Origin of the sequence: Bacillus cereus (assembly GCF_025917685.1) — a bacterium.
GTDB lineage: Bacteria > Bacillota > Bacilli > Bacillales > Bacillaceae_G > Bacillus_A > Bacillus_A cereus_AT.
This window is the reverse complement of the sequence record NZ_CP089518.1, coordinates 3,139,637-3,163,515: the sequence shown is the minus strand read 5'-3', so window position 1 is coordinate 3,163,515 and position 23,879 is coordinate 3,139,637. Positions and strand designations below refer to the sequence as shown.

Sequence of the window (23,879 nt, the reverse complement as noted above, 5' to 3'; positions counted from 1 at the left end):
AATGTATGCTATAGCATGTATATTATAAGTTGTTTGGAGGTGGCATATGGGCTTATATGATTTAACAGGATATCTTGTTCATCGTACTGATGTGAAGTTAACAAATTATATAATGTAAGTTATTAATCACATATTCCTTATAAAATTCATCATTTATATGCTATAGCATATAAATGCCATTTCTTAACTTGTAATGTTCAAAATTTAAATAATATAGTAGGGAATTTATGAAACGAGGAGATTTTAGTTATGGAAAAATTCATATTAGCGTTTGATAGAGAACTTGTAATTGCAGAAAAAAAAGACTCAACATGGAGCGTCCAATCACAGTTTGTAGGTGCTAATCCAGTTGCGTTAGCTTTAGATCCATACGACCAAGAAAGAATGTATTGTGGTACTTTTGATAGGGGATTATGGAGAAGCAAAGATGGAGGAAGTTCATGGGAAGCGATTGGTACGTTACCTTCTTTTGGTGAAGTGTTCCCGGCCAATGCTATTCATATGAGAGCTATTACAGCAGTTTCTGTATCTCCAGAGAAGGGTGATGACGGTAACGGGATCGTATATGTAGGAACTGAACCGAGCGCCATGTTTGTATCCAAAAATGGAGGAGACAGTTTTGAATTGCTAACGGATTATCGACAAATGCCATCGTATTCATCATGGTTCTTTCCTCAAAGAACATATACGCACCACGTAAAACATATTGAAATTGATGCTAATAATCCAGAAACTATTTATACAACGATTGAGGTTGGGGGATTAATTAAAAGTGTAGATGGCGGTATGACGTGGACTGAGGAAAAAGAGGGGAACTATCCTCAAGATATTCATATTCTTAAATCGCATCGCAATGCTCCAAATCGTTTATATGGGGTGTTAGGTGATTCATTCTTGAAAGAACCAGGTCAAGAATATGCGGAGAGTAATGATGGAGGTAAGACTTGGAACTATATGTGTAGTGGGTTAAAGCATCATTACGCATATCAAATGGCAGTTAACCCAAATGATCCAGAAAATATTATTATCGCGACATCTTCAAATCCACATGTAGCGCATGATTACAATAATGGAAAATGTGAATCATTTATTTATAAGAAAGAAAAAGATCAGCCTTGGGCAGAAATGAATGTAGGTTTACCAACTCCTAAAGGCACAATCATACCAGTATTAAAGGCAACAAGTGATGGAACGTTCTATCTATTTAGCAATAAAGGGGTTTATCAGTCAGTAGACGGTGGTTCAAATTGGACATCATTAGAGATTCCTTGGGAGAATAGATTTATGGAACAACATCCTTATGAGATGTTAATTATTAAATAAGTGACGGGTATAGTTTTTACTACTATTCAGTGGTAATGTTTAGTTGAACTTAAATTTAAAATGTAAAAAGCCAGGTGATGCGTTATTCATGCTACCTGGCTTTTTTGACCATCAATTTAAGGTTATTTTCATATTTGTGTAAATATGAAACACGCAGGATACATGAATAGAGAATGGGTAAAATAGTACCGAATGATCACTAGATTGTATCAATGATGTAATAAGGCTTTTTTAGGGCAACTAAAGGAAGCAGTGTGTTTAGATTCAGAATGACTGACAATGGGTGTTATGAAGTTCAATGATTCAAAAATGGACTCATTTAAACGCATATTATCTTCGAGATGTATCATTTTGAAGAATATTAAAACTTAGGAGGAATTGAATTATGACAAAAGATTTCTATACTGCATTGCAAGAAAGACGTACTTACTATGGGATTAATAAAGAGGTACAAGTATCAGATGAAAAAATTAAAGAAATCGTGGAGTTTGCTGTGAAATATACTCCTTCAGCTTTCAATTCTCAAACTGCGCGATTAGTTGTATTATTTGGTGAAGCTCATAATAAATTATGGGATATTACAACTGAAACATTAAGAAAAGTAGTTGGAGATGGAGATTTTTCAGGAACGCAACAAAAAATGGATTCCTTTAAAGCAGGTTATGGAACAGTACTATTCTTTGAAGATGAGGCTATAGTTAAATCGCTTCAAGAAAAATTTGCTGCATATGCTGAAAACTTCCCAATTTGGTCACACCAAGCATCAGGTATGCATCAATTAGTCGTGTGGACAGGATTAGAAGCAGAGGGATTAGGGGCATCTTTACAACATTATAATCCATTAATTGACGATGAGGTAAAACAAGAATGGAATGTCCCTGCTAATTGGAAACTAATTGCACAAATGCCATTTGGTAATCCAATAGCTGCACCAGGTGAAAAAGAATTCCAACCGCTTGAAGAGCGTGTGAAATTTCATAAGTAATATTCAAATGTAATAATACGGTCTAGTTATAGTAGAGTTATTCGCTTTATTTAGGGATAGGGATATGCTATTGGTGAAATCCAAAAAACACTATTATATTTTTAAAAAGAACAAGGCGATCATTTTTGATCGCCTTGTTTAACATTTGTACAATTAATCTATGCATTAAGCTTAATAAGCTAAACCGCATGAATGAATCATTATTTTTATTATCGAGTTATAGTTACCAAACGTTTTTCAATACTATTTTACCTATTGCTTTATTCGACTCCAAGTGTTCATGTGCTTGTGCAACTTCATCAAACGTGAAAGTTTTCGAATCTAGCAATGGACGAAGTTTTCCTTCTTCTACTATTTGAGTTAGTTTAGTTAAAATTTCCCCGCAAGCGTCACGTTTATCTGTATGTAATATTTTTAACGCCATAAAAGTAACGTGCAGAGTAAGTCCTTTTGCGTGTAAAGGAGAGAGGTCATGGGTTGAACGAGCTGCAATTGTTACGACAGTTCCATTGATTGCAGCAGCTTCAAAAGAATGATCAAGATTTTTGCCACCTACCGTATCAAATATAACTTCAAATCCGTTGCCATTCGTATGTTTTTGAACATATTCTTGAACAGATTCTTCTTTATAATTAATAGCTATGTCGGCTCCTAGACGATGGGCTATTTCAATTTTGTTCTGCTGAGAAGCTGTTGTAAAAACTTTAGCACCTGCCCATTTAGCTAGTTGAATGGCAACGTGTCCCACGCCACCAGTAGCTCCATGAATGAGAACATTTTGACCAGGTTTAATATTTGCACGATCAAATAAAGATTCCCAAGCTGTAATTGCAACTAATGGCAAGACAGCTGCTTCTTCCATTGTTAAATTGTTAGGTTTGTGAGCAATCAGTCGTGCATCAGCAAGCATAAATTCTGCAAGTGCCCCACCAGTTTCTTTAAAACCTCCGGCACATCCATATACTTCATCACCAGTTTTGAATTTTGAAACGCCTTCTCCCACTTCTATAACAATACCTGCTACATCCCCGTGTAATATAGCTGGAAATTCAGGAGCAACTGATGAAACGGCACCACTACGCATTTTTGTATCGATTGGATTTACACTAGTTGCTTTTACATGAATGAGAACATGACCTGGTAAAGTTTTCGGTTTTGAAACTTCTTCTAATTGAAATACAGATGAATCCCCAAAAGAATGGATAACTTGTGCTTTCATTGTTTATACCTCCTGTTTGTGGTTATAGCATAGCAAAGTACGAAAAATAAGTATAATATTTTGAATTTGGCAAGTGAGAATTTTATATAAAGAAGGGGAAAGTACGTGAAATAATGCAACGCACTTGCAAAAGCAACTGTAAAGCTTTTTGAAGAAAGGATAGATGTTATTTTTTACAGCATGATTTATTAATTACGTTTATTCTGCTATTTGCCGGGCAGTAAGACCCCCACCTCAAAATTCAGCGGAAGCAAAGAAGTTATGTGGGGGTCGGGCTGCCTGTAAAAGCCCGATTGATTCAACTAATAATCAGTGTGGGATGAACAAAACCCCCACTGATTAAAGTTTCACTTTATTATTACTCACTTAGTATAGGTACTTAAAAGTACCTACATCACTTTAAAGTACGTACTGTTATTCATGTTATGACCGATTTATAATAACACTCGTAGCACAAAGTTATAACGATTATGTTTGGGGTAATACGATTACCATCGGCAACAAGGTGTACAGTATTGTTTATGAATTCTGGAAAAAAATACCGAAATTAAAGAAAATTATAGATTTATATGAATGAAGGAAAGTGAGTGAAACACATGGAAAAGTTTGCGAATCATTTTGGATATAATCGTATGTTTGCAAAAGATCAACTTACGTTAGGAGTTCACATTCCGATTGAAAATTATCAGTTTCATGCTCCAACGATGGAAAAACAAGTAGAGTTAGTACAAAAAGCGGAACAATACGGTTTTACAGGCGTATGGCTTCGAGATGTTTTGCTACAAGATCCTGACTTTGGCGATCCTGCAACAGGTCAAATTTACGATATGATGATTTATTTGACGTATTTAGCAAGCAAAACAGAGAAAATCGCATTTGGAACGTCGGCAACTGTATTATCACTTCGTCATCCATTGCGTGTGGCGAAAGAAATTGCGACATTGGATCAACTATTTCCAGAAAGAATTATGCTTGGCGTTTCATCCGGTGACAGACGTGCTGATTTTAAGGCGTTAGGTGTTAGTCATGAAACACGAGGTGAAAAGTTTAGAGAAGCGTTTGCTTACTTGGAAGAGATTTTGTATAAAAACTTCCCATCTATCCAGTCGACACTAGGAGAAGTGCATGGAGCGAATTTAGTTCCAAAACCGTCTAAGCACGTTCCAACCTTTATCACAGGTTTTAGTCAGCAAAATATGGAATGGTTCGCTGAACATGGCGATGGATGGATGTATTACCCACGTAGTCCGGTACATCAGGCAGCAGCAATTGGACAATGGCGAGAACTAGTAGAGGATTATCACCAAGATGTATTCAAACCATTTATACAGCCGATGCATTTAGACTTATCCGAAGATCCAAATGAACGACCTACACCAATACGTTTAGGTTACCGTACAGGGCGTAAGGCACTAATTGAATTACTTGATATATACCGAAGTATTGGTGTGAATCATTTATTCCTTGCTCTATTTGATGGTCAACGCCCGGCTGACGAAGTATTGGATGAGCTAGGAGAAGAAGTACTACCTCATTTCCCTGCGTTGTAAAGGAGTATAAAGAATGAAAGCGATAGGACTTATGCAATATGGAGATAAAAATGTATTACAAGAGATGGAAATGAACAAGTAATGGATTCAATGACATTTCTTTTATTCGGAGCGACAGGGGATTTAGCGACACGCAAAATGTATCCGGCTTTATACAAACTATTTAGTAATCAAAATATACCGCAATCTATTTCGATTATCGGTATTGGCAGAAGGGTAATATCAGATGTGGAATTTCAAACAAAGGTAGAACAATCCCTTGCTACATTTTCTAGAATATCTACTGATGACGAACCAGGAGTAGAAGAATTTATTAGCACATTTCGTTATTGTCAATTAGATACAGCGAATATAGAGGACTATCAAGATTTGTTGAGTCTTGTAAAGATGCGTGAAACAGAATTAAACATTCCTAAAAATCGCATGTTTTACCTATCTGTTATACCAGAAGTATTTGATGTAATTGCTTTAAATATTAAGGAAAGTGGATTGTGGGCTACAAAAGGATTGAACCGTCTCATTTTAGAAAAGCCTTTTGGTCATAGTGTAAAATCTGCTCGTGAGTTAAATACGAAGGTAATTAAAAGTTTTGATAAAGCTGATATTTATTGTATTGATCATTATCTTTGAAAATGGATGGTAACTAGGAATACACAAAAAAACTATTACGAAATAAAGAATCTTTATTTCGAGACATTTTTATTGACGATAGTAATTTATATAGTTAATATACTAGACGTAAGGTTATTTAATTACTAAAAGTAATTGAATATACATTAGTTTGTTAAGTTCGATAAATAAGTAAGTTGTGGTAGAAATGCTTTGAATTGGCACTATTAATATTGGGGACAATTAGAAAGCGAAAGGTATAAAAAAGAATTGGAATTTGATAACTCTTTGTTTTTTATAAAACATGGGCTTCTGTACAATTCATTTCTAATATATTGACCAGGATTATACAACAAGAGGGGGACTGAAATTGGAATCAATGACCTTTGTTTTATTTGGAGCGACAGGCGACTTAGCGAAACGTAAAATTTACCCCGCACTATATAACTTATATAGTGATCAAAAGCTTCCAAAGCAAATATCCGTTATTGGGCTTGGAAGACGTGAAGTATCTCATATAGATTTTCAAAAAAGAATAAAAGAATCAATAGAGACGTTTTCCCGTCATAGAGAAGAAGGTACTCCAGAACTCGAAGGTTTTTTAGATAATTTTCGTTATTGTCCATTAGATGTGAGTAAGCCGGAAGACTATGAGAGATTATTACAAGTCGTTCGTGAAAGGGAAGAAGAACTAAACATAAAAGGTAATAGAATGTTCTACCTTTCAGTTGCACCTGAATTTTTCGAGACAATTGCTTTAAATATTAAGGAAAGCGGACTCGATAAAACGGATGGATGGAAACGTTTGATGATTGAGAAACCGTTCGGGCACGATCTTAAATCTGCTCGTGAGCTTAATGATAAGCTTAGTCGAACGTTTGAAGAAGATGAGATATACCGTATTGATCATTATTTAGGTAAGCCGATGATTCAAAACCTTGAAGCATTAGAATTTGCAAATCCTGTTCTCCAATCGATTTGGAATAAAGAACATATAGCGAATGTACAAATCACAGCGAGTGAAACAGTTGGGGTTGAAGAAAGAGCAGGATATTATGATCATGCAGGAGCCATTCGTGATATGGTTCAAAATCATATGTTACAAATATTAATGATGACTGCTATGAATCTGCCGGAAAAGATTAACGCATGTGAAATTCGAGAGGAAAAACGAAAGGTAATGGAGACGCTTCGTAAAGTGAAAAAAGAAGATGTTCAGAACCATATCGTTCGCGGCCAATACTCTGCAGGAGAGATAAAAGGCGGGCAAGTTGTAGCATATAAAGAGGAGCCAGGAGTAAATCCTTCTTCTAACATAGACACATTTGTTGCTGCTCGCTTGTGGATCGATAATCCATTTTGGACAGGCGTTCCATTTTATATACGAACAGGCAAAAGAATGAAAGAAAAGTCTACTCGTATTGTAATCGAATTTAAAAATACGTTAAAACAGCAGTATCAAGATAATAATCCAAATGCAGAACCTAACTTATTAATAATTGAAATTAGCCCAGGTGAGAACGTTTCATTACAGTTAAATAGTAAAAATCCATTGAAAAATGGAGAAATTGAACCGATCCGTATTAACTTTACTTGCGAGCAAGCGGATGTGGGAGTACCTGAAGCGTATGAAAGACTCATTCATGATGCTGTGAGTGGAGACGCTACATTCTTTGCACATTGGAGAGAAGTTGAATTGTCATGGGAATGGGTACAACCAATTCTTGAAGCATTCGAGGAAAACTTATTGCCACTTCATGAATATGAGTCGGGTTCATATGGTCCAGATGCGTCTAATGAACTATTACAAGAAAGTGGATTTAAATGGTGGTTAGATCAAAAAACGGAAAAATAAGTATTTTCTTTAATGAAAGTATTTAGGGGGACAATTACTATGGCACAAAATATAAATCAATTAGCAGTGAATACACTTCGTACGTTATCAATTGATGCTATTAATGCGGCAAATTCAGGTCATCCAGGTCTTCCGATGGGCGCAGCACCAATGGCTTATGCATTATGGGCGAATCATTTAAATTACAATCCTAATCACCCAAAATGGTTTAACCGTGATCGATTCGTTTTATCGGCGGGACATGGATCGAGTCTATTATATAGCCTACTTCATTTAGCTGGATATGACGTTTCAATTGATGACTTGAAAAGCTTCAGAAAGTTAAATAGTAAAACACCAGGACACCCTGAGTTTGGTCATACTCCTGGAGTTGAAGCAACTACAGGCCCGTTAGGACAAGGGATTGCCAATGCTGTCGGAATGGCAATGGCAGAAGCTCATTTAGCAGCGAAGTTTAATAGGGATGGTTACTCTATTATCGATCACAATACGTATGCTTTAGTTGGAGACGGTGACTTAATGGAGGGTGTCGCTTATGAAGCGATGTCAATGGCAGGGCATATGAAACTTGGTAAGTTAATTGTACTGTATGATTCAAATGAAATTTCACTTGATGGTGAATTAAACATTGCTTTTTCTGAAGATATTCAAAAAAGGGTAGAATCTGCACATTGGCAATATGTACGAGTTGAAGATGGAAATGATGTTGAGGCTATTACTAAAGCTATTCAATTAGCGAAAGACAATACGGACCAACCTACTCTTATAGAAATTAGAACCATTATAGGTTACGGAAGTCCAAAAGTTGCTGGAACAAACAAAGCACATGGTAATCCGCTTGGAGTAGAAGAGGCAACAGCGACAAAACAAGTGTATGGTTGGCATTATGAGGAAGATTTCTTTGTACCTGAAGAAGTGAAAGCTCATTTTAATGAACTGAAACAAAAAGGTATTGAAAAAGATAACGAATGGAATGAGCAGTTCAACTTATACAGAGAAGCGAATCCTGCGCTAGCAGATGAATTAGAAAAAGCGATTACAGGTGAGGTTTTAATCGAAGCGAAAGACATTCTATCCTTCGATATGGAAAAAACAATTTCAACTCGTGTTGCAAGTGGGGAAGCTATTAATCATTATGTGAAATCGATACCTTCTATTTTCGGTGGAAGTGCAGATCTTTCGCATTCCACTATGACAGATATAAAAGGTGAAGCAGTGTATGCGGTAGAATCGTATGCTGGCCGAAATATATACTTCGGTGTACGTGAACATGCAATGGGCGCGGCAGCGAATGGGCTTGCACTTCATGGAGGAGTAAAACCGTTCGTGAGTACATTCTTTGTATTTAATGATTATCTTCGTCCATCTATTCGACTTGCTGCATTGCAAAAGTTACCTGTTACTTACGTATTTACACATGATTCGATTGCTGTAGGAGAAGATGGTCCAACGCATGAACCAATTGAACAATTGGCAGCTCTTCGGGCAATTCCTGGTTTAACAGTTATCCGCCCATCAGATGCAAATGAAACAGCGAGTGCTTGGGCTTATGCTTTACAGCAAACGGATGGTCCAGTCGTTTTAGTACTTAGCCGTCAAAATTTACCGGTGTTTAATGAAACGAAAGCGAACATAGAGAATATTTCTAAAGGAGCTTATGTATTAACACAAACGAATGAAAAGCCGGATGTGATTTTAATTGCGACAGGTTCTGAAGTATCCTTAGCTGCTAGTGCGAAAGCAAAATTAGAAGAGGATCAAGTTTCTGTTCGTATCGTTGCAATGCCGAGCTGGGAGTTATTCGATCGCCAATCGAAAGAATATAAAGAATCAGTTCTTCCGTCTTCTGTAACGAAGCGAGTATCTCTTGAGATGGGTGTATCTCTTGGATGGGAGCGTTATGTAGGACAAGAAGGAAAAATATTATCGATTGAAACATTTGGAGCTTCAGGAACTGGAGCTGAAGTCATGAATCTATTTGGATTTACGACAGAAAATGTTGTTCAAATTACAAAAAATGTATTGAATTCGTAAGCTATGACTGTGAATACCTTTCTGTACATACTAACTTATTAGTGCTGAAAGGCATTCCAGATTGTAGTGATATGGATTTTTAATAAAAGATGATTTGAGGAGGAATTATATTATGCAAGTAGGATTAATTGGTTTAGGTAAAATGGGATTAAACTTAGGGAAAAATTTAATAGATCATAAACATGAAGTAGTAGCATTTGATTTAAATTCAAGTGCAGTAGAAGAAATGAAAGAGTACGGAGCTATAGGTGTATCTAGCTTAAATGAACTTGTTCAGTCATTACAATCACCAAGAATTCTTTGGGTTATGGTTCCGCACGCTGTTGTTGATTCTGTTATTGAAGAGGTTACACCATTGCTTTCAAAAGGAGATATTTTAATTGAAGCTGGTAATTCACATTATAAAGAGTCTATTCGCCGATACGAGCAACTAAAGAAAGATGGCATTCACTTTATGGATGCAGGAACTTCTGGCGGAATGGAAGGCGCTCGTAATGGTGCTTGTTACATGATCGGAGGAGATCAAGAAGCTTGGGACATCGTTGAACCTGTCTTCCGTGATACAGCTGTAGAAAATGGATACTTATATGCTGGAAAAGCTGGTAGTGGTCACTTCTTAAAAATGGTTCATAACGGAATTGAATACGGTATGATGGCTGCTATTGGTGAAGGATTTGAGATTTTAGAGAAAAGTGAATTTGATTACGATTATGAAAAAGTATCAAGAGTATGGAACAACGGTTCAGTGATTCGCTCTTGGTTAATGGAATTAACTGAAAATGCATTTTCTAAAGATGCAAAACTAGATGAAATTAAGGGTGTTATGCATTCTTCTGGTGAAGGGAAATGGACAGTAGAAACAGCATTAGACCTTCAAACAGCAACGCCTGTTATCGCAATGTCTCTATTAATGCGCTACCGCTCATTAGACAATGATACATTTACAGGAAAAGTTGTAGCAGCTCTGCGCAATGAATTTGGCGGACATGCAGTAGAAAAGAAATAAACATCTTAAAAATTTAACTCGTTAACGTTTAAAAAATGGAGGGAATGGATCATGAAGTTTTTTATTGATACTGCAAATCTTGAGGACATAAAAAAAGCATATAAACTTGGAGTTTTAGCTGGTGTTACAACGAATCCTTCTTTAGTAGCAAAAGAGGGCGTTAAGTTTGAAGACCGTATCGCAGAAATTTGTCAGGCAGTACCTAAAGTTGAGTCTGTTTCGGCAGAAGTAACGCCAGATGCTGTTACAGCTGAAGAAATGATTGCTCAAGCAGAAGAATTAATTAAAATTAACGGTGGTGATAAAAACGTCACGATAAAACTTCCGATGACGCTAGCAGGATTAGAAGCTTGTCGCTATCTTACTGAAAAAGGTGTGAAAACGAACGTTACACTTATTTTCACTGTGAACCAAGCCCTTTTAGCAGCCAGAGCAGGTGCAACGTACGTTTCTCCATTTTTAGGACGTTTAGATGATATTTCTGAAGATGGCGTATTATTAGTTGCTAAAATTGCTGAATTATTCGATGTTCATCAATTAGATACACAAATTATTGCAGCTTCTGTCAGACACCCGGATCATGTAACTCGTGTAGCGATGGCAGGTGCTCACATTGCAACAATTCCTTATAAAGTAATTGAACAACTTGCTATGCATCCATTGACAGACCAAGGTATTGAAAAGTTTGCTGCTGATTGGGCGAAAGCACCTAAGTTATAATGAAGTAAAGTTTCACCAATTTCTTTTTCACGAGAGGGCCAATCTCTATGTAACTTCATCCTATAAACTTAATCTCGAGTTTGGCATCTTATTATGTGAAAACGGCAATATAATAAAGAAACGATTCTTTTTCAAATTAGCACAATAGATATGAAAAGGCCTCCCTTATGAGAGTAAAGTTAGTTAGCGCGTACCTCTCATAAGGGAGAGTCTTTTTTGTATAAATCAAAATCATAGTGCTCTTTTGTTATAGGAATAATTTGAAAGGGGTTACATGGTGAGCTCGAAATATATGATCGGTGTAGATATTGGAACAACTAGTACAAAATCAGTTCTATTTTCGACTGATGGATCTGTTATTGCAAGTCATGGAATTGAATATCCTTTATATTCTCCCACGCCGGAAATAGCAGAACAAGATCCGGAAGAGATTTTTCAAGCAGTGATACATACGATTAAAGAAGTTATACAATCAAGTAATGTACAGCCGGTTGATATTCTTTGTGTTTCTTTTAGCTCGGCAATGCATAGCGTCATTGCTGTAGACAAAGAAGGAAATCCATTAACGCGATGTATTACTTGGGCAGATAATAGAAGCGCAAGCTGGGCAGAGAAAATAAAAAATGATATGAATGGTCATGAAATATATCTTCGTACTGGAACACCAATTCATCCTATGTCACCACTTTCGAAATTAGTTTGGCTTCAGAACGAGCAGGCAGAATTGTTCGCCAAAAGCTATAAATTCATTTCTATTAAAGAGTATGTTTTTTATAAGTTATTTAAGGAATATGTAATTGATTATTCTATAGCATCAGCGACAGGGATGTTCAATTTAAAATCTATAAAATGGGATGAGGAAGCTCTTCGTGTTGCGGGGATTTCAGATGAAAAACTTTCTACACTTGTTCCAACGACGCACAGCTTAATAGGAATAAATGAAAAACTCGCAAAAGAGATGAATGTACTTGTTACTACTCCTTTTGTAGTAGGTGCGAGTGATGGGGTATTATCGAATTTAGGTGTAAATGCAATAGAACCTGGAGTAGTTGCTATTACAATTGGTACGAGCGGTGCAGTGCGAGTTGTAACAAATCATCCTGTAACGGATCCGAAGGGTAGGACTTTTTGTTATGCGTTAACTGAGGATCTTTGGGTAATTGGCGGACCGGTTAATAACGGTGGTATGATTTTTAGGTGGGTTCGTGATCAATTGTGTACGTTAGAAGTTGAGCATGCGCAGCGTTTAGGAAAAGATCCATATGAAGTGCTTACGGAAATAGCAGCAAAAGTGAATCCTGGATCTGATGGTTTATTATTTCATCCATATTTAGCAGGAGAAAGAGCACCTTTATGGAACGCCAATGCACGAGGATCATTCTTTGGACTTGGATTGCATCATAAAAAAGAACATCTTATTCGCGCTGTTTTAGAAGGGATCATTTATAACTTGTATACAGTTCTTCTTGCTTTAAAAGAACTCATTGGTGAACCGAAAAAAATTCAAGCGACAGGTGGTTTTGCAAGGTCGGAACTTTGGAGACAGATGATGGCGGATATTTTTCATCAAGACGTATATGTTCCGGAAAGTTTCGAAAGCTCTTGCTTAGGAGCTGCGATTCTCGGTTTATATAGCTTAGGCGAAGTAGATACATTACACGTAGTTTCTGAAATGGTAGGTGCAAATTTTTATCATGAGCCAAACGTGGAAAGTGTGGAGAAATATAAAGATTTAACGCCAATCTATATTCGTCTGTCTCGTCACTTGGAAGAAGAATACGAAAGTATAGCAGCGTATCAAAAAAAGTGGGTTTAAAAGCTATTTAGCAGGAAAATATGGTAACGTATAAAGAGGTACTCCGATTTTCTAGGATACTCTTTCAACATAAAATATTTTAAGTAGTATGATGAACGAAAAATATAGGGAGAGAGGGTTATGAAAATGAAGGATAACAAAGAGTTTATTGGATATGTTGGAACATACACGAAAGAAAATAGTGAAGGAATATATAAGTTTACGTTAGACACGGAAGCGAAAAAAATTAGTAATGTAACACTTGCGGCCAAGCTGGATAACCCTACATATGTAACGATTAATCGAAATAATGAATATCTCTATTCTGTTGTTAAGGAAGGAGAAAATGGCGGAGTAGCTACTTATTCGATTGAAAGTCATACTGGAGAACTAAAGGCGGGAAATAGACAAGTAGTAGAAGGTGCTTCTCCTTGTCATGTGAGTGTTGATAGTGGAAATCATACGGTAGTTACAGCGAATTATCATAAAGGAACGATTGAGTCTTTCGTAGTAAATGAAGAAAATGGAACTGTAAATCCTGCCGCATCTATTATGACGCATAAAGGTTCAGGTCCGAATAAGGAAAGGCAAGAAAAACCACATGCGCATTACGCGGGATATACTCCTGATGAAAAATATGTGGTGGGTGTTGATTTAGGGATAGATAAATTAATTACGTATGAAATAAAAGATAGTACATTAACAGAAGTGAATAGTTTATCTGTAAATCCAGGGAGTGGTCCGAGACATATTACTTTTCATCCGAATGGAAAGTATGCGTATGTGATGACTGAGCTTAGTTCAGAGGTTATTGTGTTAACATATAACCCGTCAGAAGGGGCCTTTACAGAGTTGCAGTATATTTCTACTATTCCAGAAGAATTTGATGGGAATAGTCAAGGAAGTGCGATTCATATTTCTTCTGACGGCCGGTTTGTATATGCAGGTAATCGTGGTCATAATAGTATCGCTGTTTTCAGCGTGGATCAAAATTCAGGTCAGCTTACATTTGTTGAACATACATCTACAGAAGGAAATTGGCCGAGGGACTTTGTATTAGATCCTACTGAAAAGTTCCTTGTTGTGACAAATGAAAAGTCACATAATCTTGTACTATTTTCAAGAAATGAATCTACAGGAAAGTTAACACTTTTACAACCTGATGTTGTTGTACCAGAGCCTGTGTGTGTTAAATTTTTAAATGTGTAACTTATGAGAGGGATTGAAACTCAATTCATGTAGAAATCTCGTTGTTTACCAGTAAGTCGATATATTAAAAAATCGTTGATATAATTTCAGATACCCAGAAAATAATAAAAAGCAAAGCGATATCGCTTTGCTTTTTATTATTTCTTTTTCGGTCTACGTACTAACTCGCCGCCACAATTCGGGCAAACGTTTTGTCTTTCCTCTGTACATGGTGCACAAAATGTACATTCATACACGCATATGTATGCTTCAGAATCGGGCTGAAGGGAATGATCGCAAATTTGACAGTTTGTTTTCATTTCGAGTGCCATAGTAAGTCTCCTTTTAATTTGAATATTTGTAATTTAATTATAATTCATTTGATAGAAACTGTCTTTTTCAATTGAAAGGAAATTGCAGGATAAAGTTATGAATTGAAATGAAAGATGCTATTTTATTTTAAAATTGATTATTTAGTGCAGTTGGAATATTATGAAATAGTCAAAAGACAACAGGGGGTATATATTTTGACTAATCATAACGATCATTTAAAAGCAAACTGCGAAAAATGCTTCGGTTTATGTTGCGTGGCGTTACCGTTCGCAGCATCGGTAGATTTTGCGGTGAATAAAGATGGTGGGAAGCCATGTTCTAATTTACAGTCAGATTATAAATGTAGCATACATAAAGATCTCAGAGGAAAAGGTTATAAAGGTTGTACAGTATTTGAATGTTTTGGCGCTGGACAGAAGATTTCTCAAGTTACATTTAACGGGATTGATTGGCGGAAAGATGCTAAGCATGCGAGAAAAATGTATGATGCTTTTCCAGTTATGCATCAGCTTCATGAAATGCTGTGGTATTTGACTGAGGCTCTTCATTTAAATGGGACACAATCAATTCATAAAGAACTAAGTAAAGCAATTGAAGAGACAGAGCGCCTTTCGAATTTAACTGCGGACGAGTTAATGAAAGTAAATATCCCGTTACACCGTGCAGAAGTAAATGTTTTACTTTTAGAAACGAGTGAGCTAGTTTGGAAGGAAATGAATGTCACGCGTAAGAAACGAATTAGTCACCGCGGAGCAGACCTTATGGGAGCAAATCTGAAAAAGAAAAATTTGCAAGGGGCGAATTTAAGAGGAGCTTACTTAATTGCGGCTAACTTAAACGGTGCAGATTTAAGAGGAGCAGATCTCATCGGAGCAGATTTGCGAGATGCAGATATTCGCGGGACGGATTTTACAAATAGTATTTTTCTTACACAAGTTCAAATTAACGCGGCGAAAGGGGACAAACATACGAAATTACCGAAAGTGTTGTCTCGTCCAGCGCATTGGCCTGCGTAAAGAGTATGGAGTGAAATAGTTTGGATGTTTTTCAGCATTTAGAGGAAATGCAAGAGGATGTATTTTCGTTATCAGTATCTCAAATTGAATCGAAGTATTATGATATTTGTAGCACACTAGCATCAAGTAAGCATGCGGAGCGAATTAAATGGATTCCATTAGATTCATACAAGGAAAGTATGAGAATAGGTTTGAAAGAAGCGTTAGAAATTGCTGAAAGTGAAGAAGCAAAGGCGATTTATTTTGAGTATGATCTTGATAATGAGTGGGATAGTCAGTTCTATATTTGTGACGATTACATGTTTCTTGAAGAAGAAGATGAAGATTGGTCAAGTGATTGGACGGATGAAATAGAAGGACCATCTTTAGGAGAGTTAGCTGATATTTATGGTGAAAATGGCTTTGATTCAGATAAAAAGTCTGTAGGTATTACTTTATATTTAATTGCAAGAACAGTGTGTAGTTTTATAAGTGCATGTGGTGGATTACAAAGTAATATACCAATTTGTATTGGTTTTCACGACCAAGAGCCAATTATGCGAACAGGCAGAGACTAAGTCTCTGCCTGTTTTTTTATACTACGTTCTCTTTTCAAAAGTCGTAATTATAACGCTACATATAATAAGGATACCACCAATGAAAAAGTTACTGCTTAATGTCTCATTTAATAAAAGCCAGCCAAGTATTGAACCAACGATCGGTTGGAAGAAGAAAAATAAGGAACCGATGCTAGCATCCATTAATTCTAACCCTTTATTCCAAAGGAAAAATGCACCTGCGGTTGAGACGATTCCTAAATAGAGTACGCCTAATAATACGCACATGTTCATATGTTCAATAGGACTTGATTGGAATTCCCATATCATAAAAGGTGTAATGAAAAAGAGTGAAAAAAATATTGCGTACGTTGTAATAACTAAAGATGAAAATCGAGCTGAAGCGATTTTTACATAAATGGACAGTAAAGCCCACGTAATAGCGGCTCCAACTAAAATGATTGTACCGATAAAATAGGAGCCGATTTCAATATCCCATCCGATAACGATAATGACACCGATTGTCGCTATTATAGTTGATAAAAGTCTACGAGTAGTTAGTTTCTCTTTTAAAATGAGCGCTGCAAATATAACCATAAATGCAGGGGTAGCTGATGTCACTAAGGAGCCTGTATGAGCATCGGATAATTTCGTTCCGATAAATTGACATGTGATCGAAATGAAATACCCGATGAATCCAATCCAAGCAAATGATAGCCAATCTTTTTTGTGGATGGTTATTTTTTTCTTTTGCTTTTTTTCAGTTATTTTCAAAATCACATATAAAACAACAAAAGCGATAATAAAACGTAGCCAAACGAGTGTAAGTGGCGGGATAAAGTCGAGTACGTATTTACTAACGACGTACATACCGCCCCAAATACTTGCTGCTAGAGATAAACATATAGCTCCTAAAATTGTTTGTTTCATTTGAATTACCTCCGTCTATTTTTAGGGTTATGATTTATTCCCTAAGACGAGGCATAGTGCACTTGTTATATGAATGCCCGTCTTAGATTATAGACGGTCTACAGGTTGATCGTTTTCGAATGAAGTGTTGTAGTACATGAGCGCATTCCTCCTTCATAATTTTATAATGATATTATAACTTAATTTTCAGTTTATTGGGATGTTAATTGTACGGAGTTGATTCTTTAGAAAATGGTGGTTGTCGAAGAAAGCATAGTATATGGTAGAAAAACATATTTTTAAAATAAAAGAAACCAATTGCATAACTGATAAGTATATTAAGAGTAGGATGAAAAAGTAGATTAATAGAGAAAGAGGAGGAGATTATTATAACTACAACCGTTATTTCTCATTTTTACAATGAAGAATATTTATTACCGTGGTGGCTTATGCATCATACGAAACTGTTTGATCATGGTATTTTAATTAATAAAGGTTCTACAGATCGTTCAGTCGAAATTTGCAAAAAATTCGCACCGCATTGGGAAGTGCGAGATTCTGCACATCCAGAATTTGATGCGTTAGCAACTGACCGTGAAGTAATGCATGTAGAACAAGAATTAGAAGGTTGGAAAATGATTTTAAATACGACGGAGTTTCTTTGTGTTCAAGATAAAAAACAATTTTGGAAATCACTTAATGAAATGGGAGGAAAGATGTACTGGCTGGAAGGGCTTATCATGGTCGATAATCCTGACTATAGTTATCCAGAACTTAAGTATGATATGCCTTTAATGAAACAGCGATTTCATGGTTACTTACCAGAAGATTGGAGATTATGGAGAAGAGGTAGGTTCATTCATAATAATGAACATGGAAGCTACACAGTTGGAAGACATTTAACTGCACATGAATTTATGAATTACCCACCTCTTGCTTGTATTGCATGGCTTGGATTTAGTCCGTGGAATGATGAGATGAGGAAGAGAAAATTACAAATTGGTCCGACTCTTTCTGAAGGTAGTAAGCATGCAGGAATGGGGACACATCACATTATTACACCTGAAAGATTGGAAGAATGGTATAGGGAATTAGCGAGAGGGACGAAGGATTTACGTTTTAGTGCTGCGTATCGTTATGCTTTTTTATAAATGATTCCCACCAGAAAATAGTTTCCTCAATTCCTTCGTTTAGATTGTATCTTGGTACCCATTTTACTTCAGTTTTTAAACGTTCCACATTAACACCGACAAATAAAGGTTCATCTTTAGGAAAAGGGATAACACCTAGTTTAATTAGATTTTCTTTTCCTATCTTTTTGGTAATGATAGAAGCTAATTCTTTAATTTGTACAGAGTGACCAGAAGCGATATTTATCGTACCTGTAACGTTACACTGTAATAAGGTAACAAGAGCATCAGCGACATCACTCACATGGAGAAAATCTCGAGATTGATTTCCATGTGTACATAGTACTTCCTCGTTTTTTAATAATGAAGTGATAATATTAGAAATGAGACGATTGCCATGTTCATAAGGACCATACATATGAAAAATTCGGCCCCAGCTCATGCTGAGGCCGGTTTGTTTTGCGTACGATTGTAACCAGGAATGTAATGCATTTTTACATAATGAATAAGGTGTTTTATAGGAAAGAAGCGGAGAATCTTCAAATAATACACCGTTAAACCATTCATACTCTGCACCTGTACCTGCTACAACGACTCGTTTTCCACCACATGTTGTGAAGTGTTGAATTAAAGAAATACTGGACTGGAGCCAATAATAATTATTGATGGATACATAGCATTTGGGTGGCACTGCTTCCCAAGCTAAATGAACAAGATAAGTAGGCTTAATTTCGTAAATGAGTTTCTTTACTTCTTCATCGCGAAGCAAGTTTACTTTATGCCAATGGCAGGAAAGGTGAGAAGGCTTATTTTTATTATAAGTGGCGTGCACTTCATAGCCCTTTTCTATAAGTGAATGTACAACATACTTACCTATCCATCCACTACCGCCTGTTATAAGGATTTTTTTCATGGCTCAATTACCCCAACTTCTGGAATCGTCACTAAAAATTTGCCGCCCCATTCATGGATGAAGGAGCATTCTTTCATAATTTCCTCCTTTAAATTCCAAGGTAATATGAGAATATAATCAGGTTTAGTGTGCTGAATTTCTTCTGGAGATTTTACAGGGATACGAGTTCCTGGTAAAAGGAGATCTTGTTTATGGGGATTTTTGTCTACCGTATAAGCTAGGAATTCTTTTCCGATTCCACAATAATTTAAAAGGGTGTTTCCTTTAGCGGGAGCTCCGTAGCCGATAACCTGTTTGTTTAAAGTTTTTGCTTCGATAAAAAATTTCAAAATATCTATTTTCAATTGCTCCACTTGTTTAGAAAAAAGGAGATAGCAATCTAATGTATCTAGCCCGTGATCTACTTCTTTTTGGATTAAGTTTGTAACATTGGAATGGATAGTGGATGAGTCACTATGATGGTTTATAAAAATACGCAATGAACCACCGTGCGTTGAAAGCTCTTCTACATCAACAATTTGTAAATGATGATGAGCTAAAACTTTTTGAAGACTTATAAGTGAGAAATAGGAGAAATGCTCATGGTAGATCGTATCAAACTGTTTAAATGATATGAGATTTAATAAGTGCGGGAATTCAATTGTTATCGTGCCATCTTGTTTTAATAACGTTTTTAAACCGGCGACAAAATCATGCAAGTTCGGAACGTGTGCTAATACGTTATTTGCGATGATTAAATCGGCTTGTGGTAATTTTTTTGCTAAGTCGTTGCTGAAAAAATTCACTTCAGTAGGGATTCCTTTTTGGATAGCGATTTCTGCTACATTTTTTGCTGGTTCAATTCCTAACGTTTCGATATGTTCTTTTTGAAAGTATTGTAATAAATACCCGTCGTTACTCGCAATTTCAATCACTTTTGAATGGTTTGTTAAGTTAAAACGCTTAATTGCCATTTCTACGTATTGCTTAGCATGTAGTAGCCAGCTTGATGAGTAAGAACTGAAGTATAAATAGTCATGAAAAATATTGTGCGGAGATTCAAATTCATCTAATTGTACAAGCAAACAAGAGTTACAAACAAATGTGTGCAGCGGATAAAATGGTTCCATTTTATATGAGTTTTCAGGAGCTACAAATGAGTTAGCGAGAGGGGAAACTCCTAAATCTAAAAAAGTATTTGTTAGTAATGAGTGGCAAAAACGGCATTTTTTCTGTTCCATTTTATAGCCCCCTTATAAATTTTTGAATGCATCGATTTGTTGTCGCGTGAAAGATTCCATATTTTGACCAGATGCATATTTTTTGTACCAATCAACAGCCCAAGCGATAGAATGATCTGTTGATAACTTAGGAGTCCAACTGAGTTTATTTACTGCTTTTGTACTATCGAGTGTTAAAGTAGGTGATTCATAAGGAGTATTTGTAAGAGGAGAAAGGATTGTTAGTGGTTTATTCCATAATTTCATTATAGATTGAATGACATCATGAACCGTTCTGTTAGGTTCATTCATCGGGCCGAAATTCCAAGCTTCTGCATATTCGGTATTTTCCCAAAGTTTTTCAGCTAAAAGGATATAGCCATGTAAAGGATCTAATACGTGTTGCCACGGGCGAATAGCGTTTTTGTTTCTAATATTTAACGTATCATTTTGTAAATACGCTCGAATGATATCTGGGAATAATCTGTCTTCTGCCCAATCACCGCCGCCGATGACGTTACCTGCTCTGACTGAGGCAATTTTCTGAGTGTTAGTGCGGAAGAATGATTTTTGATATGACGTTGCAACTAGTTCAGCACAAGCTTTACTAGCACTATAAGGATCAAACCCTCCAAGTCGGTCGCTTTCCACGAATGCCCGGTTACCGCTCCCATCATTTTCATAACATTTATCGCTTGTAACATTAATGATGCAGCGTATACTTTCTATATGTTTTGCCGCTTCTAATACGTGAACAGTACCTAAAACATTCGTTTTAAATGTTTCGATAGGATTTTTATATGAAGTGGTGACGATTGGTTGGGCTGCTAAATGAAATAGTATGTCAGGAGTATGTTGTTTCAGGGCATGGAATAAAGAATCGTAATCTGTAATATCGCCTTTAATTGTCGTACACTCTTTTGCCACGTTACCTTGTTCAAAAAGGTTAGGGAAGGATGGAAGCTGAAAAGAGTAGCCGATGACCTCTGCACCTAAAGAAGTTAAAAAAAGGGTGAGCCATGAACCTTTAAAGCCAGTATGTCCCGTAATAAATACTTTTTTCTTATTCCAAAAAGATGATGAAGCCATATTACCAAACCTTCCACGGAGCTTTATTATTTTCCCATAGCTCGACTAATTTATTTTTATCGCGCAATGTATCCATCGGATGCCAAAAACCAGTATGTTGAAAGGCTGCTAATTCATTTTTATTTACTAACTGCACTAAAGTTTCTGTTTCAAAAATAGATTTATCCCCGCTAATATAATTGAAAATATCAGGATTTAAAACAAAAAAACCACCATTCACCCAACCACCATCACCTAGTGGCTTCTCTTGAAAGGATGTGACAGATTGTTTATCTAAAACGAGAGATCCAAATCTTCCTGGAGGCTGTACGGCAGTAACAGTAGCTATTTTTTCGTGATTTTTATGAAATGCAATTAGTTCCTTTATATTTACATTACTTAATCCATCACCATAAGTAAGGCAAAAAGGTTCGTCCCCGACGTAATTTTGTATTTTTTTAACCCGTCCACCCGTTTCAGTATTTAGACCGGTATCAATTAGTGTAACTTTCCAAGGTTCAATACGATGAGAATGGTTAGTAATTGTATTATCGCTTAAATGTATTGTGAAATCTGACATGTGTAAGTTGTAATTTAAAAAGAACTCTTTAATTGCATATCCTTTATAGCCTAAGCAAATAATAAATTCAGTAATTCCGTAATGACTAAACAAACTCATAATGTGCCATAGAATAGGTTTTGTTCCAATTTCAATCATAGGTTTTGGTTTTAAATGAGTTTCTTCCCCAATCCTTGTCCCGTACCCACCAGCAAGAATAACAGCTTTCATTTTGTCCTCCTAAATTAAAAAAGTTATAGTATATACAGTATTCATATTTTATGCGAATGGTATTGTTTTTGATCAAGAAGGAAAAAAGTATGTGTGAGAATGCCGGTACGTATAATATTAAGGTTTGAACTTTGGAAATAATTCTTGATATTCAGGATTATTACGGAGATCTTGTGTTACGTTATTAAGCTCTAAAAAACGGGTTTCAAGTTCTTCGGGAGATTGTCCATAATGTGTTTGGAGCCCCATTTGAACACCCATTTTGGAAAGGGTAGGTGTGATTTGTAATTTTCTTGCCTTTGACTGTTCATTCCAAGGGCTAAAATAAAATTTTAAAATAAATGAAGGATAGTTATAAACTATATTCCCGTGCCGCGAATAATGTCTACCGGGTAAATATGCTCCATCTAGGTGATTGTGAATAAATCTCCAGGCACATCCGAGTTTTGGGTTATAAGGGAAGACACCGTGGTGTCGTTGTTCCACTAAGGGGATAGAATATCTTGGCTTTGAATAATTGTAAGTATGGCTATCAATCATTAAAATCATTCTAATTGCATACATATTTTGCCCTAGTGTATGAAGGGATGAGAAAAACTCTTCTGCATTATTACAACAAAAGAATTCCGTAGTATTTAAAACGATTTTCCAACCTGAAACTTCTCTTTCAATTCCCATCACTTCAATGTCAGTATTTGTTGGATCAAACTCAATAAATCTTGAATTTCGTACTTCCCAATGGGGTGCGAATAATTTACAAATCTCAACGGAACGATCAGTGGAGCCTCTATTAATTAATATACCGTGATCGAATATTTTTGTATGGTGCATAAGCCACCAAGGAAGCAAATATTCTTCGTTATAAAAATGAGAAATAATAGTCGTGGTAATTTCAATCTCCTCCTATAGAATAAATAAGAATTTTATATCGATACTATTATGATATGTTCTTAAATAAGAAAGGTTGAAAGGAACGGGCTATTCACTGGCTATATTTTGGTAGTGGTGGCTTAATGAATCTAATGATTTTATTATATAGTTAATTTAATAGATTATATGTGTATGGATAACATAAGATGCGACGTAAAATTTTGTATAAATTGTGAATAAGAAACCATCACGTTTGACTGTACAGTTTATGTATTGTATGATGGGAGTAATATAAACAAGGGGGGAAGATCGTTGGGAAGGTGTATCGAATCGGACAGTTGGCTCTCATGGCTCACGTGTCGAAACGAACGATTGATTATTATACGAATCTAGGTATCTTAAAAGCGGAGCGATCTCAATCTAATTATCGCTATTACGACGAAACAGCATTTGAGACATTACAATTTATTGAGAAGTGCAAAGAAATGCATATGCCGCTTTGTGAGATTAAAGAGAGAATCGAGGAGAAGAAAAAGCTGCTCGGTATCAATGAACACGTTTCGAAACATGTGAATGATGTGACAGACCATATTCATAGATTAGAAGCAGAACTAACGGAGTTAAAGCCTCTTTTAGATGAATTGACTGATTCACAACGTGAAAAAATATCGAAATCTTTATCAGGTCAAACGACAGCTTTAATACAGACACTTGCTCTATTATTATAGAATAAGTGAAATCCGACCTCTTTAATTTTTGTATCGGGCTATGTTTTCTAACGAACAAATAAGAAAACATTATAGTATACAGGAGGTGGACACCTTAGTTTTT

The 23,879-nt window shown here is 36.1% G+C and carries 22 protein-coding genes; 14 read left to right on the top strand and 8 right to left on the bottom strand.

The features are described 5' to 3' along the window. Nucleotides 1-249: 249 nt before the first annotated feature. Together LUS72_RS16405 and LUS72_RS16400 are read left to right on the top strand one after the other, a co-directional pair. Nucleotides 250-1,323 carry a WD40/YVTN/BNR-like repeat-containing protein gene (locus LUS72_RS16405; protein WP_097833236.1) on the top strand — a complete coding sequence of 358 codons (1,074 nt, stop codon included), beginning with the start codon at nt 250-252 and terminating at the stop codon, nt 1,321-1,323. A 385-nt stretch (nt 1,324-1,708) separates the two neighbouring features. Beyond that, entirely contained in the window at nt 1,709-2,308 is a 600-nt protein-coding gene (locus tag LUS72_RS16400) for a nitroreductase family protein (RefSeq protein WP_097833235.1), read from the top strand. Nucleotides 2,309-2,531: 223 nt separating this feature from the next. Here LUS72_RS16400 and LUS72_RS16395 read toward each other — a convergent pair whose 3' ends face one another. Beyond that, on the bottom strand, nt 2,532-3,527 hold the full coding sequence (locus LUS72_RS16395) for a zinc-dependent alcohol dehydrogenase family protein (protein ID WP_264447288.1): 996 nt from the start codon (nt 3,525-3,527) through the stop codon (nt 2,532-2,534). Between the two features lie 596 nt (nt 3,528-4,123). On the opposite strand from LUS72_RS16395, the gene LUS72_RS16390 reads away from it, so the two are divergent. From LUS72_RS16390 to LUS72_RS16355, 8 genes are all read left to right on the top strand, one after another. After that, complete coding sequence (locus LUS72_RS16390) at nt 4,124-5,077, top strand: LLM class oxidoreductase (protein WP_264449069.1); 954 nt, start codon at nt 4,124-4,126, stop codon at nt 5,075-5,077. Between the two features lie 81 nt (nt 5,078-5,158). Next, nucleotides 5,159-5,707, top strand: a complete 549-nt coding sequence (locus LUS72_RS16385) for a glucose-6-phosphate dehydrogenase (RefSeq protein ID WP_264447287.1) — start codon at nt 5,159-5,161, stop codon at nt 5,705-5,707. A 349-nt stretch (nt 5,708-6,056) separates the two neighbouring features. Continuing rightward, nucleotides 6,057-7,541: a glucose-6-phosphate dehydrogenase gene (gene zwf / locus LUS72_RS16380; protein WP_264447286.1), complete on the top strand. Its 1,485-nt coding sequence runs from the start codon at nt 6,057-6,059 to the stop codon at nt 7,539-7,541. Between the two features lie 39 nt (nt 7,542-7,580). Next, entirely contained in the window at nt 7,581-9,575 is a 1,995-nt protein-coding gene (gene tkt, locus LUS72_RS16375) for a transketolase (protein WP_264447285.1), read from the top strand. A 112-nt stretch (nt 9,576-9,687) separates the two neighbouring features. Continuing rightward, nucleotides 9,688-10,581: a phosphogluconate dehydrogenase (NAD(+)-dependent, decarboxylating) gene (gnd, locus tag LUS72_RS16370; RefSeq protein ID WP_264447284.1), complete on the top strand. Its 894-nt coding sequence runs from the start codon at nt 9,688-9,690 to the stop codon at nt 10,579-10,581. 51 nt (nt 10,582-10,632) lie between these two features. Further along, on the top strand, nt 10,633-11,301 hold the full coding sequence (gene fsa / locus LUS72_RS16365; protein WP_000667692.1) for a fructose-6-phosphate aldolase: 669 nt from the start codon (nt 10,633-10,635) through the stop codon (nt 11,299-11,301). Between the two features lie 274 nt (nt 11,302-11,575). Continuing rightward, complete coding sequence (gene gntK, locus LUS72_RS16360) at nt 11,576-13,117, top strand: gluconokinase (RefSeq protein WP_264447283.1); 1,542 nt, start codon at nt 11,576-11,578, stop codon at nt 13,115-13,117. A 120-nt stretch (nt 13,118-13,237) separates the two neighbouring features. Then, on the top strand, nt 13,238-14,305 hold the full coding sequence (locus tag LUS72_RS16355) for a lactonase family protein (RefSeq protein ID WP_264447282.1): 1,068 nt from the start codon (nt 13,238-13,240) through the stop codon (nt 14,303-14,305). Between the two features lie 137 nt (nt 14,306-14,442). On the opposite strand, the gene LUS72_RS16350 is transcribed toward LUS72_RS16355, so the two are convergent. Further along, on the bottom strand, nt 14,443-14,616 hold the full coding sequence (locus tag LUS72_RS16350) for a DUF1272 domain-containing protein (RefSeq protein ID WP_001162783.1): 174 nt from the start codon (nt 14,614-14,616) through the stop codon (nt 14,443-14,445). Between the two features lie 195 nt (nt 14,617-14,811). Here LUS72_RS16350 and LUS72_RS16345 point away from each other — a divergent pair, with 195 nt between their 5' ends. Together LUS72_RS16345 and LUS72_RS16340 are read left to right on the top strand one after the other, a co-directional pair. Next, a complete protein-coding gene (locus LUS72_RS16345; protein ID WP_097833226.1) occupies nt 14,812-15,633 on the top strand; it encodes a pentapeptide repeat-containing protein in 822 nt (273 codons plus the stop codon). Between the two features lie 20 nt (nt 15,634-15,653). Further along, entirely contained in the window at nt 15,654-16,190 is a 537-nt protein-coding gene (locus LUS72_RS16340) for a hypothetical protein (RefSeq protein ID WP_264447277.1), read from the top strand. A 21-nt stretch (nt 16,191-16,211) separates the two neighbouring features. Here the strand turns inward: LUS72_RS16340 and LUS72_RS16335 are convergent, their stop codons facing one another. After that, on the bottom strand, nt 16,212-17,099 hold the full coding sequence (locus LUS72_RS16335) for a DMT family transporter (protein WP_264447275.1): 888 nt from the start codon (nt 17,097-17,099) through the stop codon (nt 16,212-16,214). Between the two features lie 344 nt (nt 17,100-17,443). Between LUS72_RS16335 and LUS72_RS16330 the strand changes: the two genes are divergently transcribed. Continuing rightward, entirely contained in the window at nt 17,444-18,229 is a 786-nt protein-coding gene (locus tag LUS72_RS16330) for a glycosyltransferase family 2 protein (protein WP_097833223.1), read from the top strand. On the opposite strand, the gene LUS72_RS16325 is transcribed toward LUS72_RS16330, so the two are convergent. From LUS72_RS16325 to LUS72_RS16305, 5 genes are all read right to left on the bottom strand, one after another. After that, the gene (locus LUS72_RS16325; protein ID WP_141533419.1) at nt 18,198-19,121 is read right to left on the bottom strand and encodes an NAD-dependent epimerase/dehydratase family protein; all 924 of its coding nucleotides are present in this window, start codon (nt 19,119-19,121) and stop codon (nt 18,198-18,200) included. The two genes, LUS72_RS16330 and LUS72_RS16325, sit on opposite strands and share 32 nt — an antisense overlap. Continuing rightward, nucleotides 19,118-20,341: a class I SAM-dependent methyltransferase gene (locus LUS72_RS16320; RefSeq protein WP_264447272.1), complete on the bottom strand. Its 1,224-nt coding sequence runs from the start codon at nt 20,339-20,341 to the stop codon at nt 19,118-19,120. The genes LUS72_RS16325 and LUS72_RS16320 overlap by 4 nt, the downstream gene beginning before the upstream one ends. Nucleotides 20,342-20,353: 12 nt before the next feature. Beyond that, entirely contained in the window at nt 20,354-21,409 is a 1,056-nt protein-coding gene (gene rfbG / locus LUS72_RS16315; RefSeq protein WP_264447270.1) for a CDP-glucose 4,6-dehydratase, read from the bottom strand. Between the two features lies 1 nt (nt 21,410). Continuing rightward, the gene (rfbF, locus tag LUS72_RS16310) at nt 21,411-22,178 is read right to left on the bottom strand and encodes a glucose-1-phosphate cytidylyltransferase (RefSeq protein WP_097833220.1); all 768 of its coding nucleotides are present in this window, start codon (nt 22,176-22,178) and stop codon (nt 21,411-21,413) included. Between the two features lie 117 nt (nt 22,179-22,295). Continuing rightward, nucleotides 22,296-23,069 (bottom strand): glycosyltransferase family 2 protein, encoded by a 774-nt coding sequence (locus LUS72_RS16305; RefSeq protein WP_097833219.1) that lies wholly within the window; start codon nt 23,067-23,069, stop codon nt 22,296-22,298. A gap of 299 nt (nt 23,070-23,368) precedes the next feature. Between LUS72_RS16305 and LUS72_RS16300 the strand changes: the two genes are divergently transcribed. After that, entirely contained in the window at nt 23,369-23,776 is a 408-nt protein-coding gene (locus tag LUS72_RS16300) for a MerR family transcriptional regulator (RefSeq protein ID WP_097833218.1), read from the top strand. Nucleotides 23,777-23,879 lie beyond the last annotated feature (103 nt).

Coding starts and splice junctions, on each gene's coding strand:
- LUS72_RS16405 (WP_097833236.1), top strand. CDS start 250: ATGGAAAAATTCATATTAGCGTTTGATAGAGAACTTGTAATTGCAGAA.
- LUS72_RS16400 (WP_097833235.1), top strand. CDS start 1,709: ATGACAAAAGATTTCTATACTGCATTGCAAGAAAGACGTACTTACTAT.
- LUS72_RS16395 (WP_264447288.1), bottom strand. CDS start 3,527: ATGAAAGCACAAGTTATCCATTCTTTTGGGGATTCATCTGTATTTCAA.
- LUS72_RS16390 (WP_264449069.1), top strand. CDS start 4,124: ATGGAAAAGTTTGCGAATCATTTTGGATATAATCGTATGTTTGCAAAA.
- LUS72_RS16385 (WP_264447287.1), top strand. CDS start 5,159: ATGGATTCAATGACATTTCTTTTATTCGGAGCGACAGGGGATTTAGCG.
- tkt (WP_264447285.1), top strand. CDS start 7,581: ATGGCACAAAATATAAATCAATTAGCAGTGAATACACTTCGTACGTTA.
- gnd (WP_264447284.1), top strand. CDS start 9,688: ATGCAAGTAGGATTAATTGGTTTAGGTAAAATGGGATTAAACTTAGGG.
- fsa (WP_000667692.1), top strand. CDS start 10,633: ATGAAGTTTTTTATTGATACTGCAAATCTTGAGGACATAAAAAAAGCA.
- gntK (WP_264447283.1), top strand. CDS start 11,576: ATGGTGAGCTCGAAATATATGATCGGTGTAGATATTGGAACAACTAGT.
- LUS72_RS16355 (WP_264447282.1), top strand. CDS start 13,238: ATGAAAATGAAGGATAACAAAGAGTTTATTGGATATGTTGGAACATAC.
- LUS72_RS16350 (WP_001162783.1), bottom strand. CDS start 14,616: ATGGCACTCGAAATGAAAACAAACTGTCAAATTTGCGATCATTCCCTT.
- LUS72_RS16335 (WP_264447275.1), bottom strand. CDS start 17,099: ATGAAACAAACAATTTTAGGAGCTATATGTTTATCTCTAGCAGCAAGT.
- LUS72_RS16325 (WP_141533419.1), bottom strand. CDS start 19,121: ATGAAAAAAATCCTTATAACAGGCGGTAGTGGATGGATAGGTAAGTAT.
- LUS72_RS16320 (WP_264447272.1), bottom strand. CDS start 20,341: ATGGAACAGAAAAAATGCCGTTTTTGCCACTCATTACTAACAAATACT.
- rfbG (WP_264447270.1), bottom strand. CDS start 21,409: ATGGCTTCATCATCTTTTTGGAATAAGAAAAAAGTATTTATTACGGGA.
- rfbF (WP_097833220.1), bottom strand. CDS start 22,178: ATGAAAGCTGTTATTCTTGCTGGTGGGTACGGGACAAGGATTGGGGAA.